This window comes from Xanthomonas sp. NCPPB 1132 (genome assembly GCF_056629235.1).
This window is the reverse complement of record NZ_CM152819.1, coordinates 4637045-4650963: the sequence shown is the minus strand read 5'-3', so window position 1 is coordinate 4650963 and position 13919 is coordinate 4637045. Positions and strand designations below refer to the sequence as shown.

The 13919-nt window shown below is 62.2% G+C and carries 16 protein-coding genes; 5 read left to right on the top strand and 11 right to left on the bottom strand.

The window, feature by feature from the left end; all coding sequences use genetic code 11:
• Positions 1-40: 40 nt before the first annotated feature.
• The 6 genes from AC1G9L_RS19970 to AC1G9L_RS19945 form a co-directional block, all read right to left on the bottom strand.
• Positions 41-331 carry a hypothetical protein gene (locus AC1G9L_RS19970; RefSeq protein WP_019801340.1) on the bottom strand — a complete coding sequence of 97 codons (291 nt, stop codon included), beginning with the start codon at positions 329-331 and terminating at the stop codon, positions 41-43.
• Between the two features lie 37 nt (positions 332-368).
• The gene (locus tag AC1G9L_RS19965) at positions 369-1367 is read right to left on the bottom strand and encodes an AI-2E family transporter (RefSeq protein WP_010340324.1); all 999 of its coding nucleotides are present in this window, start codon (positions 1365-1367) and stop codon (positions 369-371) included.
• Between the two features lie 255 nt (positions 1368-1622).
• A complete protein-coding gene (locus tag AC1G9L_RS19960; RefSeq protein WP_019801338.1) occupies positions 1623-2012 on the bottom strand; it encodes a VOC family protein in 390 nt (129 codons plus the stop codon).
• A complete protein-coding gene (locus tag AC1G9L_RS19955) occupies positions 2009-2347 on the bottom strand; it encodes a hypothetical protein (RefSeq protein ID WP_019801337.1) in 339 nt (112 codons plus the stop codon). The genes AC1G9L_RS19960 and AC1G9L_RS19955 overlap by 4 nt, the downstream gene beginning before the upstream one ends.
• 706 nt (positions 2348-3053) lie before the next feature.
• Positions 3054-3500, bottom strand: a complete 447-nt coding sequence (locus AC1G9L_RS19950) for a hypothetical protein (RefSeq protein ID WP_481069805.1) — start codon at positions 3498-3500, stop codon at positions 3054-3056.
• Positions 3501-3606: 106 nt separating this feature from the next.
• On the bottom strand, positions 3607-4008 hold the full coding sequence (locus AC1G9L_RS19945) for a hypothetical protein (RefSeq protein WP_481069804.1): 402 nt from the start codon (positions 4006-4008) through the stop codon (positions 3607-3609).
• A 380-nt stretch (positions 4009-4388) separates the two neighbouring features.
• Between AC1G9L_RS19945 and AC1G9L_RS19940 the strand changes: the two genes are divergently transcribed.
• A complete protein-coding gene (locus AC1G9L_RS19940) occupies positions 4389-4607 on the top strand; it encodes a SymE family type I addiction module toxin (protein WP_481069803.1) in 219 nt (72 codons plus the stop codon).
• A gap of 93 nt (positions 4608-4700) precedes the next feature.
• On the opposite strand, the gene AC1G9L_RS19935 is transcribed toward AC1G9L_RS19940, so the two are convergent.
• From AC1G9L_RS19935 to AC1G9L_RS19920, 4 genes are all read right to left on the bottom strand, one after another.
• Positions 4701-5087: a hypothetical protein gene (locus AC1G9L_RS19935; protein WP_481069802.1), complete on the bottom strand. Its 387-nt coding sequence runs from the start codon at positions 5085-5087 to the stop codon at positions 4701-4703.
• A gap of 86 nt (positions 5088-5173) precedes the next feature.
• On the bottom strand, positions 5174-5647 hold the full coding sequence (locus tag AC1G9L_RS19930) for a hypothetical protein (protein WP_481069801.1): 474 nt from the start codon (positions 5645-5647) through the stop codon (positions 5174-5176).
• A 1186-nt stretch (positions 5648-6833) separates the two neighbouring features.
• On the bottom strand, positions 6834-7292 hold the full coding sequence (locus tag AC1G9L_RS19925; protein WP_481069800.1) for a surface-adhesin E family protein: 459 nt from the start codon (positions 7290-7292) through the stop codon (positions 6834-6836).
• Positions 7293-7441: 149 nt separating this feature from the next.
• On the bottom strand, positions 7442-7888 hold the full coding sequence (locus AC1G9L_RS19920; protein WP_481069799.1) for an HIT family protein: 447 nt from the start codon (positions 7886-7888) through the stop codon (positions 7442-7444).
• Positions 7889-7975: 87 nt separating this feature from the next.
• On the opposite strand from AC1G9L_RS19920, the gene AC1G9L_RS19915 reads away from it, so the two are divergent.
• The 3 genes from AC1G9L_RS19915 to AC1G9L_RS19905 all read left to right on the top strand — a co-directional run bounded on the left by AC1G9L_RS19915 (position 7976) and on the right by AC1G9L_RS19905 (position 10427).
• Complete coding sequence (locus AC1G9L_RS19915) at positions 7976-8281, top strand: hypothetical protein (RefSeq protein ID WP_481069798.1); 306 nt, start codon at positions 7976-7978, stop codon at positions 8279-8281.
• A gap of 652 nt (positions 8282-8933) precedes the next feature.
• Entirely contained in the window at positions 8934-9158 is a 225-nt protein-coding gene (locus AC1G9L_RS19910; RefSeq protein WP_481069797.1) for a SymE family type I addiction module toxin, read from the top strand.
• Between the two features lie 222 nt (positions 9159-9380).
• Positions 9381-10427 carry an integron integrase gene (locus AC1G9L_RS19905; RefSeq protein WP_481071198.1) on the top strand — a complete coding sequence of 349 codons (1047 nt, stop codon included), beginning with the start codon at positions 9381-9383 and terminating at the stop codon, positions 10425-10427.
• A gap of 13 nt (positions 10428-10440) precedes the next feature.
• On the opposite strand, the gene ilvD is transcribed toward AC1G9L_RS19905, so the two are convergent.
• Positions 10441-12279 (bottom strand): dihydroxy-acid dehydratase, encoded by a 1839-nt coding sequence (gene ilvD / locus AC1G9L_RS19900; RefSeq protein WP_019800549.1) that lies wholly within the window; start codon positions 12277-12279, stop codon positions 10441-10443.
• Between the two features lie 246 nt (positions 12280-12525).
• On the opposite strand from ilvD, the gene AC1G9L_RS19895 reads away from it, so the two are divergent.
• Complete coding sequence (locus AC1G9L_RS19895) at positions 12526-13887, top strand: glycoside hydrolase family 5 protein (RefSeq protein WP_481069796.1); 1362 nt, start codon at positions 12526-12528, stop codon at positions 13885-13887.
• The last annotated feature ends 32 nt before the right edge of the window (positions 13888-13919 follow it).

Sequence of the window (13919 nt, the reverse complement as noted above, 5' to 3'; positions counted from 1 at the left end):
TGACCGATGACGCTGCGGCGCGCGGTGCCAGCGCCCGACCTCAGCGGCGCGCTCGCGTGCTGCCGAAGACCTGCTCGCACAGCGCCACATAGACGCCCGAATCGTCGCGCGCTGCTGCACCGGTGGCGATGGCCGCGCTCAGCGCCGGGCCCAGCCGCGCCTCGCCCAGGCGCGCGGCCAGTTCGGTCAGATGCGTCTGGAACCGGTGCTGCATGTCGGCGATCTGCCGGGCATCGTGTCCGAGCCAGGCATGGCCCTTATCGTTGTACGCGGCGGCACCGTGCAAGGTCTCGGCCAGATCGCGTTGCAGGTCCTGCGGGTCGGTGGGCATCGTCGCGTGCGGAAAACGGGGCCGATCGTCCTGGAGCTCAGGCGGCGGGCTTTCCCGCTCCATCCGCGCCTTCGGCATCGCCCAGCGCGTGTTGCACGTACAAGCGCTTGACCAGCACGTAGAGCACCACGGTGAGCGGCGCAGCCAGCACCACGCCCATCGGCCCGAACAGCACGCCGATGCCGAACAGCGAGAACAGCAGCAGCGCCGGCGGCAGGTCCACCGCGCGCGCCTGGATCAGCGGCTGCAGGATATGGCCCTCCAACTGCTGCAGCACCACGAACAGCAACAGCGCGCCCAGCGCCACCTGCGGGCTGACCGTGAAGCCCAGCAGGATCGCCGGCACCGCCGCCACGATCGGGCCGACGATGGGGATGAAGTCCAGCAGCGCGGTCAGCAGGCCGATGCCCAGCGCCACCGGCACGCCCAGCAGCCACAGGCCGATGCCGGTCAGGGTGCCGATCACCGCCATCGCCAGCAATTGCCCGGTCAGCCACGCGCGCAGCGCCTGGCCGCTGGCGGTCAGCGCCTCGTCGGCGACCCCGCGGCGGTCGCGCGGCAGCAGGTGCAGCAGGCCATGCCGATACAGCCGCGGCTGCGCGGCCAGGTACAGCCCGCCGACCATCATCAGCACCGCATCGGTGACACCGCCACCGGCCGACAGCACGATGGCGCCGGCATGCGTGGCCAGGGTCGAAGCGCCGTCGCGCAACTGGTCGGGGATGCGCTCGATCTGCGGCCCCAGCGGGCCGGACTGCAGCCAGGCATGGAACTTGTTCCAGGCCGCCGGCAGGGTGGCGCGGAAGGTGTCGATCTGCGCGGCGACCTCGGCGCCGAACAGCAGCACGATCGCCGACAGCGCCAGCACCAGCACCAGGATCACCAGCGCCAGCGCCGCCCACTCCGGCAGTGGCAACCACTTGCGCAACAGCGTGGCCAGCCCGTGCAGCAGCACGCCCACCACCACCGCGCCGAACACGATCAGCAGCAGCTCCGACAACTGCCAGGCCAGCAGCGCCAGCGCACCCAGCGCCATGACGACCAGGACCCGCGCCGTGAACGCGCGCAGGGGCGAAGGGGAACCGGGGACGGAGGCATTCATCGGTGGCGCGGATCCCGATCAGGACAATGAGCGCGGACAGTAGTGGCAGGGCGGTGCAGGGCGGGCGAAGATCGTGCGCCGCCCGTCGGGGATGCATCTCCACCGGTCGGTGCGCGCCCGCGCATGTGGGGGGGCTTGATGCGCCTTGGTCGGGCTCAAGCGGCAACAGCTGACGGCCGGCGCCGGGCGCTACTGCCCGGCGGGAGGTTGCCAGAGTTCCACCTTGTTGCCTTCCGGGTCGATGACCCAGGCGAAGGCGCCGTATTCGGATTCGTCGATGCGGTCCAGCACGTGGCAGCCTTCCTCGCGCAGCGCCGCGACCAGCGCGTGCAGATCGTGCACCCGGTAATTGATCATGAAGGGCGCCGTGCCGGGGGCGAAGTGCGGCTCCTGCGCCGCCGCGCCGATCGACCAGACGGTGGAGCCGGTCACCGGCGCGCCGCTGTCGTCGTTCCAGGCGAAGGCGGTGCCGCCCCAGGCCTGCACGTCGATGCCGAGATGCCGCTGGTACCAGGCCTGCAGCGCGGCCGGATACTGTGCCTTGAAGAAGATGCCGCCAATCCCCGTGACGCGTTTCATGGAGCCTCCGCTGGTCCGATGGTGGGCTGGCCGGGCAGCGGCTCGTAGCCGTCGCCGCGGCCGCTCAGCCAGCGCAGTCTACGCTTGCCGGCCTCGCCCAGGTACGCGGCGGCCGCCAGCAGCAGCGGATGCCGCAGATCCGCGTCCGTCAGCGTCCGCGCGTGCCCATCGACTTCGATATTCAGGAAATGCGCCTGGTCCGCCTCGTCGTCGTAGCTGCGCGCCAGCAGCCGATCGCGGCCGTCGCTGAAGCGGTAGAGGGTGTAGGCGTAGTAATAGCCGTCTTCGTCGTCCGGCTCGCTGGCGTCCACGTGGTGGGTGATGTCGACGTGCATGCGGGTGGCTCCGGCGTCGTGCGCGTCACTGGGCAGTGCGCTTTGCGCAATGCTGCCACGTGGCGGCATCATTGCCTTTCAGGCCGGCTGCCGTTGAGTCAGGCGACGACCTAGCTTATCGGCGGCCTAACGCTTGAATTAAGCCGAGCCGCGAAGCGGCTTCGGCTTGAATGAATTGTTAGGCGGCCGCTGGTGACTCACGATAGGTGCGCCAGAATATCTTTGCCACGTTGTCTGTAGAAGGACTCGCTCTGATCTGCCTTGACAACAACTGTGTGGACGGAGAACCCACTCTTTCTAAGACGAGTCGCTAGCGCGTCATGGTTTGACCCTTGCTCTTCACGCGGTCGAGCGGCAAGAACAAGCCAATGGCTCTCCAAATACCTGCCAAGAAATTCTTGCAGATCAAGTAGGCGTCGTTCTTCTGTACTTTGGGAAAGAGCGTAGCCTAGCTTTCTCTCCTCTGTGCTCTGCGATAGAGCCGTTCCGCTCTTGTTGTGGAGCGAAAATATCCTTTGCCGGCCCGAGATGCCCACTAGCGGTTTGAAATACTTGCATATCGTCTTGCTCTTCCCGCTAAAGTGAGGGCCAACGACAAGGACTGCTTTCTTCATGATCGCACCAATGGCTTTTTGTTTCGCCTAACGCCTGAATTAAGCCGCGCTGCGAAGCGGCGTCGGCTTGAATGAATTGTTAGGCGCGTGTTTCATGGCTTGCTACTCCCGCTGATCTTGGCGACTTGCGCACAAGAAGCGGCTACATATGCCTTGTATAGTGACTCAAGCGCACCTTGATAAGGCTGCTTTTGCTCTAGCCACTTGATGTTTAGCTGAGAGAAGAAAAGAGCCGAGAAAAGAAAATCATCTTTTGGATCGAAGCTATAGCTGCGAACAAGACTGTTGAAGTAAGGGTCGTCGCTGGACCCCGTTTGCTTCGCCTTTGCGGCTTGATTGATAATGTCTGACAGCTTCCCGGCTGCATGCGCACTCACTGCGGCGTCTGCAACTTTGGCACAAGAGACAGCAATGATGCTCCTGTTCTGAACCCCAGACATTGTATCGGTGAGTTCAAGTTGAACGTGCCCTTGGGCTGGATCTCGCGCAAATGCGCTAGTGCAAAATAACGCAGCAAGGAGTGAAAGGATGCTCTTCATGCGGATTGGTTCCATTTTTCTCGATAGCGCCTAACGCCTGAGTTAAGCCGACCCGCGAAGCGGGTTCGGCTTGAATGAATTGTTAGGCAGCGCTTTGCAGAAGCCCTCAATTATCATTGAAATAATTGACTAATTGGCGCGGGTAGTTGAGCTTGCCTTGAAGTGATTCAAAGTAATCTTTTCCGCCAGAACTCATTCCCCTACTGAATTCTTGATCTTGTCGAAGCTCAAGCGATTTGACTGCATACGAATCCGTGTCATGCAGATAATCTTTGAGGAAGATATGCCCTTCAATTACAAACTCAAAGAATTCCTCGTCGGATTTCAAGCCGAGGTTAGCAAGCTGACTTGCTGCATCTAGAAATCCAACAAAGTACCCTCGAACATACGGGGACTGAAGCTTTTCCTTGAAATTTTTATTCTTGGACTTGCACATAAACATGTTCATGCCAATCATGGCCGCAGCACGTAAGGCGACGTCAACGCTTCTTTCGTCGAGATAAGCCATTGGCTGTCTTTTTTTCTTAAAAAATCTGAACACCTACACGACCTCATTGGATGTTGGAAAGCCGCCTAACGCCTGAATTAAGCCGACCCGCGAAGCGGGTTCGGCTTGAATGAATTGTTAGGTGGGTGCCGGCATTGGTTGACGACGCCCGCTGAAACCGCTACGTTGACCGCAGGTGCTGAACACACCTCTACTAGCGGACTGACCGTACCCGAAAGCTCGCGGTTTTTTTGTGCCTGTAGTTTATGACTATGGCCGGGTAGCGCGCAGCCATACAAGACCCGAAAGGGGAAAGCTGCGGGCCGTCTAGTAGCGGTGTTCAAGTACCCGGCCGCCCCTCTGGACAAGGGGCGTATTGAACAAACTACTAGGAGGCCATCATGGCTGCTCAAGCTCGTACGCTCCCCGCTCGTCGTGTGCTCACCGTAGGCTACAGTCCGTATGCCCTCAAGCGCGATCACCGGCCGCCACCACTGGCCGTCCCGTACCTGCGCCTGCGTGGCCATTGGTTGCGGCAGGCTGGCTTTGCCGTTGGCCAAAAGGTCAGCATCAATATTGCTGATGGGTGCATCACGATCATTCCGAGCTCGGAAGGCTGATCTGTAAAGATGGGTGGACGAAGCATGCTTTGTTCACCCGCCTAACACCTGAGTTAAGCCGCCGGGCGAAGCCCGTTCGGCTTGAATGAACTGTTAGAGGCCGTGCTCGCGGCGCTTCTGGAGGATGGAGGACAAAATTAGCGACCGATCCCTTTTATTTCCGGCCTCTACCATCTTATCAACCATAACTTTCTGATCGAGCTGGACTGCTTCTGTTGCTGAGGGATCGACGTACGTCCTTAGCAAGAAGTCGCGCATATCATCAAATTTCCCCTGGCAGGCCGACATGGCTGCGTCAACAAGGTCTCCCGCTGTCTCCTTTGTTGACAAGTAAGGCTCAACATGATCGATCATGCAAAGAATAATTGAACCGGCGTATTTGCTTGTCTGTTCTTTAACTTCAGGACTTAGCTCCTGAGCTAGCCCTGCTTTGGCGAAGCCAGAAAGTAGCACTGCTACGAAGACTAGCTTTTTTTGCATTGCAGGCCTCTAACGCCGGAATTAAGCCGCGCCGCGAAGCGGCGTCGGCTTGAATGAATTGTTAGAGCCCGCCCCGGAACGCATTGCTAACTACGCTTTCCGAGGCCCGGCGCTCCGCCTTGGACGCATGGATTCCCGCCGCGCCGCCCCTCTGGATTGAACAGTTTGGCAAGCACTTGCTGCCGTGTTGGTTTGGTTGGAACAATCCCGCCGACATCCTTGGCTGTGCCCGTGTACGTGGCCATGTAGGCTTTGAGGTCTCCCTCCAAGGTGCGAGCGCTAGAAGCACGCTTAAGCACCAGCTCTGCGCCAGAAAAGGAGTAATCAAGGCCGGCAGAATCACAGAACCAAAGTAGCATTGGCTTGAACGACTTGTGGCCCATGAACTGATCCAGCACGAGCTTGATGTAGCGGAAGTCCCCATGCTTTACGAAGTGATCAATCTGATCCTGTCCAATTGCCAAGAACTTTGGAGAAGACAGGAACTTGCGCCAGTCAACGAACTCCGCAATTCGCGGATCTAGAAGTGAACGAAGTAGTCTGCTTGCTTCCTTGTCCATGATCTCAAGTGCGGGCTCTAACGCCAGAATTAAGCCGAGCTGCGAAGCAGCTTCGGCTTGAATGAATTGTTAGGCGGTGGTGCCAAGGGGGCGGTGAAGGATGAACCGTGCTCCCCAGCACAGCCGCCGTGAGCCGAGCATGCCACAGATTGCGGTTGCGAGGCTTGCCCGAGGTGCTGGCCGCTGGATGTAGCCGAAGCCGAAAGCAATGAGCGCAGCGGGGTAATGAAATTGGCCGGCGAAGCGGCGGCCGACCCGATGGCTGGAGAAGAGAGGACAACGCCCCGGAGCCGACTGCTGAAGCGCCAGTGTTGTTGCCGAAGACGAAAGCCGCGCCGCCCGTACAGCACTACCGCCTAACGCCTGAATTAAGCCGCGCCGCGAAGCGGCGTCGGCTTGAATGAATTGTTAGGCGGTGGTGCCAAGGAGGCGGTGAACCATGGACCGTGCTCCCCAGCACTGCCGCCGCGAGCCGAGCATGCCACAGATTGCGGTCGCGAGGCTTGCCCGATGTGCTGGCAGCCGGATGTGGCCGAAGCCAAGGCAGTGAGTGCAGCGGGAGCGGTGAAGCGCGGCGGCGGAGCAGTGACCAAGCCGCTGGCAATGGACGTGAGGATTGCGCCCCGGAGCCGACCACTGAAGCGCCAGTGCTGTTGCCGAAGACGGAAGCCGCGCCGCACGTACAGCACCACCGCCTAACGTCCGAGATAAGCCGACTGGCGAAGCCAGTTCGGCTTGATTGAGTTGTTAGGCTACTTAGCGGGTATGGCAGTCCCTGGAGCACCAGAAGCAGCCATCGACGTTGCTGTAGTAGCCCCTGGCAGCAGCGATAGCATCTTTGCAATTAAAGAATACGCCAAGATAGGTCTTGTTAGTCGGGAGAAAAGCACAAGTCTCCTTGTGTACCTCGTGTTCACCCGTCAATTGAGGGTTGTTGTTTACGTAATAAGAACTCATTTAGACCTCTCTGTTGATTTAGTGGTACTGTGACCGAGCGCCTGAGTTAAGCCCAATTTTCGGAGCGACGTCTGCTTGAATGAACTGTCAGGCGTCATTGGATGAAAGTTGGGAGGGGCGACTTGTGCTTTGGCAAATCCACTGGCTGACTATAGGGGGAAACTTCATCCTATATGTAAGTCAACCTTACGCGGATCTTTGCTCTTGCTACACAAGCCACGCTTGCAGTTTACTTACATGCCCACTCAAGAAGCCATTCTGCATTGCTTCCCGGAGCAACATCAGTCGTTGGCTTAGGCGCATCGTCTGTGCTCAAAGGATTGCCGGCGGCATCGCGGAGAACGGCCGCTTGCACTGACGTTCTTCGGCTGTCGCAATAGAAGATGGTTCGCTGGATCAAAGAACTGTCCTCTGAAATTCCAGGCATTGATCCGGCCAGCACATCCGTGCGAACCCACGCAGTGACCGTATTGCCGGAGGACACAACTGACTTCATATCCACCAAGCTCAATTTAGAAACCGGCATCCATCTGGTTTGCTCAGTAGCGCCATGATTGCGCCAATACGCAACCGAAGTGCTGCGTTTATTCATCGCCTTTTCGAGCATCTCGCGCGAATGAATGTTCTCATCCTCTGATTGAGCTGTGCCAGCCAATGCGAAGAACGCCAGTATTGCCCATCTACCCATGATTTTCCCCTATGTTCTTGTAGCTAGTAGTCAAAACCAAGTGGTCTGACATGCCGCCTAACGCCTGAATTAAGCCGCGCCGCGAAGTGGCGTCGGCTTGAATGAATTGTTAGGCCCTACGGCAGCCCGACCCGCAAGCAAAGTGCACACTACCGCAGTGCAGCCTGGAGAATGCTCGCAAACCTTATGCGCTCCTCGATGGTGTAAGGCGCTTTCTGACCCGTATGCAGCCCGTCGTTTGTGTAGCGAGGAAATACATGAAGATGGTAGTGCCAGACATCTTGATTGCCGGCTGGCCCATTGTGTTGTCGAGTGGAGACTCCTTCACATTGGAAAGCGGTCCGCATAGCCTGCGTCAGACGACGCGTAGCACGAAAGAACTCGCTGCCAAGGTTCTCCGGGATGTCCAGCACGTTCTCATAATGGCTCCGAGGTATCACTAGACAGTTACCCTTTATCCCAGCGTAATGGTGAGTCGGGACGAGAGCGAACACGTTGGCATCCACCAAGACAACGGCTGACTCTCGGGCAGGCGATGGAAGCGTCTCCGAAATACCGCAGAATGGGCATTCGTATCCGGGTGGAGCATTCTTCATAAGGCCTAACGCCAGAATTAAGCCGAGCTGCGAAGCAGCTTCGGCTTGAATGAATAGTTAGACGGTGGTGCCAGAAGATGGTGAACCATGGACCGTACTCCCCAGCACTGCCGCCGAGAGCAGAGCATGCCACAGATAGTGGCCTTGGAGCTTGCCCGAGGTGCCTGCCGCTGGGATGTGACCGAAGCCAATGGCAATGAGCGCAGCGGGGGCGATGAAGCGAAAGGGCGAAGCGGCGACCTATTCAGTGGCATTGAACGTGAGGACTGCGCCCCGGAGCCGACCGCTGAAGCGCCGATGCTGCTGCCGAAGACGAAAGCCGCGCCGCACGTACAGCACTACCGCCTAACGCCAGAATTAAGCCGAGCTGCGAAGCAGCTTCGGCTTGAATGAATTGTTAGGCGGTGGTGCCAAGGGGGTGGTGAACGATGAACCGTGCTCCCCAGCACAGCCGCCGCGAGCCGAGCATGCCACAGATTGCGGTTGCGAGGCTTGCCCGAGGTGCTTGCAGCCAGATGTAAACGAAGCCAAAGGCAATGAGCGCAGCGAAGCAATGAAGCCGGATGGCGAAGCGGTAGCCAACCAGATGGTTGGAGACGAAAGGACTGCGTACCGGAGCCGACTGCTGAAGCGCCAGTGTTGTTGCCGAAGGCGGAAGCCGCGCCGCCCGTACAGCACTACCGCCTAACGCCTGAGTTAAGCCGCCCCGCAGCGGGGCGGTGACTGCGTGCTAGCGTAGCGTAAAGCACGCAGGCGCTGCCACGATGCGGGGTCGGCTTGAACGAATTGTTAGGCCCGTGCACGCGAGTTGACCGCAAGCCGGTGGAGCGCTAGATTGACCCAAGGTACTCAACATACCTTCCGCTAGCAGTGCCCGCGACTGAAACGCGGTTTTTTTGCGTCCATAGTTCCTATGGCCGAGTAGCGTCCAGTCATACAAGACCCGGCTTGCCGGGGAAAGCTGGGGGCCGTCTAGCGGCGGTGTTGAAGTACTCGGTCGCCCTCTCAACAGGGGCATAACTCAACAATCCGCTAGGAGGCCACTATGGCCGTGAAGAAAAAGACTGCACCGCAGGAGCCGCGCTTTTTAACCGTTGGCTATCAGTTCTACGAAAGCCAGCACAGAGACATAGAGCGTCGGACCCGACCACGACAAGTACCGTTCTTGCGTTTAAGTGGCGATTGGTTGCAAGCGGCAGGATTTGCGGTAGGTCAGAAAGCACGAGTGCAAGTGACGAAACGCGGCATCATGATCGTAGCCGAAGAGTAATGCGAACAATGCCGTAGGCGGTCAGACATCCGCCTGCGGCATTCTGCTTTTTACGGGCCTAACTACTATTCGAAGACAAAACCACCGGTAACGCCGGTGCGTAGTCCGGGAATTCCCACGTTGATTCCATGCATGATCCCACACCCTGCAAGGCTTTCCCCCGATCCAGGCGTGTAACTCTGGTGCGTAAACATGTCGCATCCCCCTGCGAGCTTTGTCTGCATGGCACGGTATCACTCGGATCGACTTCTCTCAACGCATTCTCCGGCATCAAGTGGTTCGAGCCAGAAGCAAGCGCCACGCCTGCTCGATCAGGTGCGCGAGCGTCTGCGGCGCCTGGGCAGGGCCAAGCGCACCGAGGAGGCCTACGTCGCTTGGATCCGCCGTTTCATTCTGGCCAATGGCAAGCGCCATCCTGACACGATGGGGGTACAGGAAGTGGAAGCGTTCCTGACCGATCTGGCGGCACGCGACAACGTGGCGCCGTCCACGCAGAACCAGGCGCTGGCCGCGTTGCTGTTCCTTTACCGGGAGGTGCTGGGTCGGGAGCTGCCCTGGATGGACGAGATCCAGCGCGCCAAGCGTCCGCGCCGGCTGCCAACGGTTCTGAGCGAGGGCGAGGTGACCGCACTGTTGGCGCAGATGGACGGTCGCCACGGGCTGATGGCCGCGCTGCTCTACGGTACCGGTATGCGCCTCATGGAATGCGTGCGCCTGCGCATCAAGGACGTGGATTTCGGCCGGAAGGAGATCGTGGTGCGCGATGGCAAGGGCGGGAAGGACCGCCGCACGATCCTGCCGCAATCGCTGCGCGCGGCGTTGCTGGCGCAGGTGGACGAAGCCCGGCGCGTGCATGCGCGCGATCTCCAGGCGGGTCATGGCGAGGTCTGGCTACCGCAGGCGCTGGCACGCAAGTATCCGAACGCGGCGCGCGAGACTGGCTGGCAGTACCTGTTCCCGGCGCCGCGCCGCAGCGTCGATCCGCGCGGCGGCGCGGTGCGCCGGCATCATGTGGACGAGAAGGGGCTGCAGCGCGCGGTCAAGGCGGCTTGTCGGCAGGCGGGACTGGAGAAGCCGGCCAGTTGCCACACGCTGCGGCATTCCTTCGCCACGCATCTGCTGGAAGCCGGTCACGACATCCGTACGGTGCAGGAGCTGCTCGGCCACAAGGACGTGACGACTACCCAGCTCTACACCCACGTACTGGGACGCGGTGCCTCGGCGGTGCGCAGCCCGCTCGATCGCCGGCTGCTGCCGCCTGCGACCTGAGCCTGACGCGGGCTCACCCGTCCAGCAACGCCCTGTCCCGCACCGCGCCCTTGTCCGCGCTGGTCGCCAGCAGCGCATACGCCTTCAGCGCGGTGCTGACCTTGCGCGGGCGCGGCTGCGCCGGCTTCCAGCCCTTGGCGTCCTGCTCGGCGCGCCGGGCGGCCAGTTCCTCGTCGGAGACCTGCAGGTTGATCGAGCGCTGCGGGATGTCGATCAGGATCCGGTCGCCGTCGCGCACCAGGCCGATGGCGCCGCCGGCCGCGGCCTCGGGCGAGGCGTGGCCGATCGACAGGCCGGAGGTGCCGCCGGAGAAGCGGCCGTCGGTGAGCAGGGCGCACTGCTTGCCCAGGCCCTTGGACTTCAGATACGAGGTCGGATAAAGCATTTCCTGCATGCCGGGGCCGCCCTTGGGGCCTTCGTAGCGGATCACCACGACGTCGCCGGCCTGCACCTGGTCGGCGAGGATGCCTTTGGCCGCGGCGTCCTGGCTTTCGAACACCTTGGCGTTGCCCTCGAACACGTGGATGGATTCGTCCACGCCCGCGGTCTTCACCACGCAGCCGTCCTCGGCGATGTTGCCGTAGAGCACCGCCAGGCCGCCTTCCTGCGAGTAGGCGTGGGCGACGTCGCGGATGCAGCCGCTGGCGCGGTCGGCGTCCAGGCTCGGCCAGCGCGTGGCCTGGCTGAAGGCGACCTGGGTGGGAATGCCGGCCGGGCCGGCCTGGTAGAAGGTCTGCACCGCGGGGTCGGCGCTCTGGGTGATGTCCCATTGCGCGATGGCGTCGGCGAGGGTACGGCTGTGCACGGTGGCCTGGTCGGTGTGCAGCAGGCCGCCCCGCGCCAGTTCGCCGAGGATGGCGACGATGCCGCCGGCGCGGTGCACGTCCTCGATGTGGTACTTCTGCGTGTTCGGCGCCACCTTGCACAGTTGCGGCACGCGCTTGGACAGGCGGTCGATGTCGCGCAGGGTGAACGGTACTTCGGCCTCCTGCGCGGCGGCGAGCAGGTGCAGGATGGTGTTGGTGGAGCCGCCCATCGCGATGTCCAGGGTCATCGCGTTCTCGAACGCCTCGAAGGTGGCGATGCCGCGCGGCAGCGCGCGCGGGTCTTCGGCGCCGTACCAGCGGTGGCACAGTTCCACCGCGGTGCGGCCGGCCTTGAGGAACAGTTGCTCGCGGTCGGCATGGGTGGCGACCACGGTGCCGTTGCCGGGCAGGGCCAGGCCCAGCGCTTCGGTCAGGCAGTTCATCGAGTTGGCGGTGAACATGCCCGAGCAGGAGCCGCAGGTGGGGCAGGCGCTGCGCTCGAACGCGGCGACCTTCTCGTCGGAGGCGGTGGGATCGGCGGCGATCACCATCGCGTCGATCAGGTCCAGGTTGTGGTCGGCGAGCTTGGTCTTGCCGGCTTCCATCGGCCCGCCGGAGACGAACACGGTGGGGATGTTGAGGCGCAGCGCGGCCATCAGCATGCCGGGGGTGATCTTGTCGCAGTTGGAGATGCACACCAGTGCGTCGGCGCAGTGCGCGTTGACCATGTACTCCACCGAGTCGGCAATGATCTCGCGGCTGGGCAACGAGTACAGCATGCCGTCGTGGCCCATGGCGATGCCGTCGTCCACGGCGATGGTGTCGAACTCCTTGGCTACGCCGCCGACGCGCTCGATCTCGCGCGCAACCAGTTGCCCGAGATCCTTCAGGTGTACGTGGCCGGGCACGAACTGGGTGAAGGAATTGGCGATGGCGATGATCGGCTTGTGGAAGTCGGCGTCCTGCATGCCGGTGGCGCGCCACAGCGCGCGGGCACCGGCCATGTTGCGGCCGTGGGTGGAGGTCTTGGAGCGATAGTCGGGCATGGGAGCAGCGAACGAGCGGGCGGGGAGGCTGGCGATGGTGGCGCGATCGGATCGTTGCTGCTGCAACCGTCCTGGGCATCCACCGGGTGGGCCGACCACGTTAGCACGCACGCTGGCGCCACCGCGCCCCCGGCCAGGAGTGAGAAGCGGTTCGCAGACCTGCCCGAACACGCTTGGCAGACTGCGGTGGCCGGTGCGTCAGGGGGCGTAGGCCCGGCTCGCCCATCATGACCACAGGAGGTGTCCATGCTTCGGCATGTGCGTTCGTCGTCTTCCGCTGTTTCCTCCCCCGCCCCGTCCCTTGTGTCCACCCCGGCCGATCCGGGCCGCCGCAGCGTGCTGCGCGCCGGTGTCGGCATCGCCGCCGGCGCCGCGCTGTGGGGCCTCGGCGGCCAGGCCCGCGCCGCGGGCACGCTGCCGTTCGCCGGCCTCAACCTGTCCGGATTGGCGTCCAACAACTTCGTCGACAACGCCATCATCGACCGGCACTACCGCGACATCCGCGACCAGCACATCGTCGCCGCTGGCGCCTGCCCGCTGTTCCGCCTGCCCACCACCGCCGCACGCTTCAGCACCGGTCAGGGCATGCCGCTCAACGCCACGTACTGCGACCAGGTCGAGCAAGTGCTGGACCGGCTCGCGCTGCGCGGCAAGGTGGCGATCCTGGAGCTGCACGACTACATGCGCCTGCCGATCAAGGTCGCGAGCAAGTCCGGTTACCGGCGCGATGGCTCCGGGCAATTGATCGGGCCGGACGGACGCGCGGTCACCGACCCCGCCGACCAGGCGGTGTGGAACGGCACCTACCGAAAGGGCAATTTCCTGTACCTGGCCTACTTCGACCCGGCCGACAACCTGCTCAAGCTCTACGAGTACCGCGTGATCGGCACGCCGGGCTGCACGCTGTACAACGCCGCCGGCCTGCCGGATCTGTGGAGCCGCATCGTGCAGCGCTTCCGCTCGCATCCGGCGATCTTCGGCTGGGGCCTGATGAACGAACCCTACGAGGGACCGGAGTACAACGCCGACGGCAGCAAGCTGGTGATGGCCGACCACTGGCTGCGCACCGCCACCGCCACCGCGGCGCGCATCTTCGATTTCGACCGGTCGCATTACGTGTTCGTCTGCGGCAACGAGTACGCTAGCGCCCGCCGGTGGAAAGAGGCGTCGAACACCCTGGACACGATCCCCGACCCGTACGACCGCATCGTCTACGAGGCGCACAACTATCTGGATAACGAGGGCCGCGGAGGCGGCGCCTGGGCCAATCCCAATGAGAACGTTGCGCCGGACACCGGCATCGAGATGGTCACGCCGTTCATCGACTGGCTGGCACGCAGAGGCAAGCGCGGCTTTCTCGGCGAGCACGGCTATCCGGCCGGCAACGCCAGCGCGGAATTGGCGACCAAGCGCATGCTCGCGCACCTGCAGGCCAACAACATCCCCAGCACGCAGTGGTGCTTCGGGCCCGGCTGGCCGGACAACGACGTGCTGGGCATGAGCCGCGACGTCGGCATGGACATCCAGGTCAAGTCCAATATCGCCGCGGTGCAGCCGTATTTCGACGCGCGCCTGTCCAGCTACGTGCCGCCGCCGCCGAAGAGCTGACGCGTCGCGACTGCGTCAGCAGCGAGGTCCAA

Bases quoted from the DNA above. Each gene is read 5' to 3' on its own strand.
- AC1G9L_RS19895 (WP_481069796.1), top strand. From the start codon at position 12,526: ATGCTTCGGCATGTGCGTTCGTCGTCTTCCGCTGTTTCCTCCCCCGCC.
- AC1G9L_RS19960 (WP_019801338.1), bottom strand. From the start codon at position 2,012: ATGAAACGCGTCACGGGGATTGGCGGCATCTTCTTCAAGGCACAGTAT.
- AC1G9L_RS19925 (WP_481069800.1), bottom strand. From the start codon at position 7,292: ATGGGTAGATGGGCAATACTGGCGTTCTTCGCATTGGCTGGCACAGCT.
- AC1G9L_RS19905 (WP_481071198.1), top strand. From the start codon at position 9,381: ATGGCACGGTATCACTCGGATCGACTTCTCTCAACGCATTCTCCGGCA.
- AC1G9L_RS19910 (WP_481069797.1), top strand. From the start codon at position 8,934: ATGGCCGTGAAGAAAAAGACTGCACCGCAGGAGCCGCGCTTTTTAACC.
- AC1G9L_RS19955 (WP_019801337.1), bottom strand. From the start codon at position 2,347: ATGCACGTCGACATCACCCACCACGTGGACGCCAGCGAGCCGGACGAC.
- AC1G9L_RS19930 (WP_481069801.1), bottom strand. From the start codon at position 5,647: ATGGACAAGGAAGCAAGCAGACTACTTCGTTCACTTCTAGATCCGCGA.
- ilvD (WP_019800549.1), bottom strand. From the start codon at position 12,279: ATGCCCGACTATCGCTCCAAGACCTCCACCCACGGCCGCAACATGGCC.
- AC1G9L_RS19950 (WP_481069805.1), bottom strand. From the start codon at position 3,500: ATGAAGAGCATCCTTTCACTCCTTGCTGCGTTATTTTGCACTAGCGCA.
- AC1G9L_RS19935 (WP_481069802.1), bottom strand. From the start codon at position 5,087: ATGCAAAAAAAGCTAGTCTTCGTAGCAGTGCTACTTTCTGGCTTCGCC.
- AC1G9L_RS19920 (WP_481069799.1), bottom strand. From the start codon at position 7,888: ATGAAGAATGCTCCACCCGGATACGAATGCCCATTCTGCGGTATTTCG.
- AC1G9L_RS19915 (WP_481069798.1), top strand. From the start codon at position 7,976: ATGGACCGTACTCCCCAGCACTGCCGCCGAGAGCAGAGCATGCCACAG.
- AC1G9L_RS19940 (WP_481069803.1), top strand. From the start codon at position 4,389: ATGGCTGCTCAAGCTCGTACGCTCCCCGCTCGTCGTGTGCTCACCGTA.
- AC1G9L_RS19965 (WP_010340324.1), bottom strand. From the start codon at position 1,367: ATGGCGCTGGGTGCGCTGGCGCTGCTGGCCTGGCAGTTGTCGGAGCTG.
- AC1G9L_RS19970 (WP_019801340.1), bottom strand. From the start codon at position 331: ATGCCCACCGACCCGCAGGACCTGCAACGCGATCTGGCCGAGACCTTG.
- AC1G9L_RS19945 (WP_481069804.1), bottom strand. From the start codon at position 4,008: ATGGCTTATCTCGACGAAAGAAGCGTTGACGTCGCCTTACGTGCTGCG.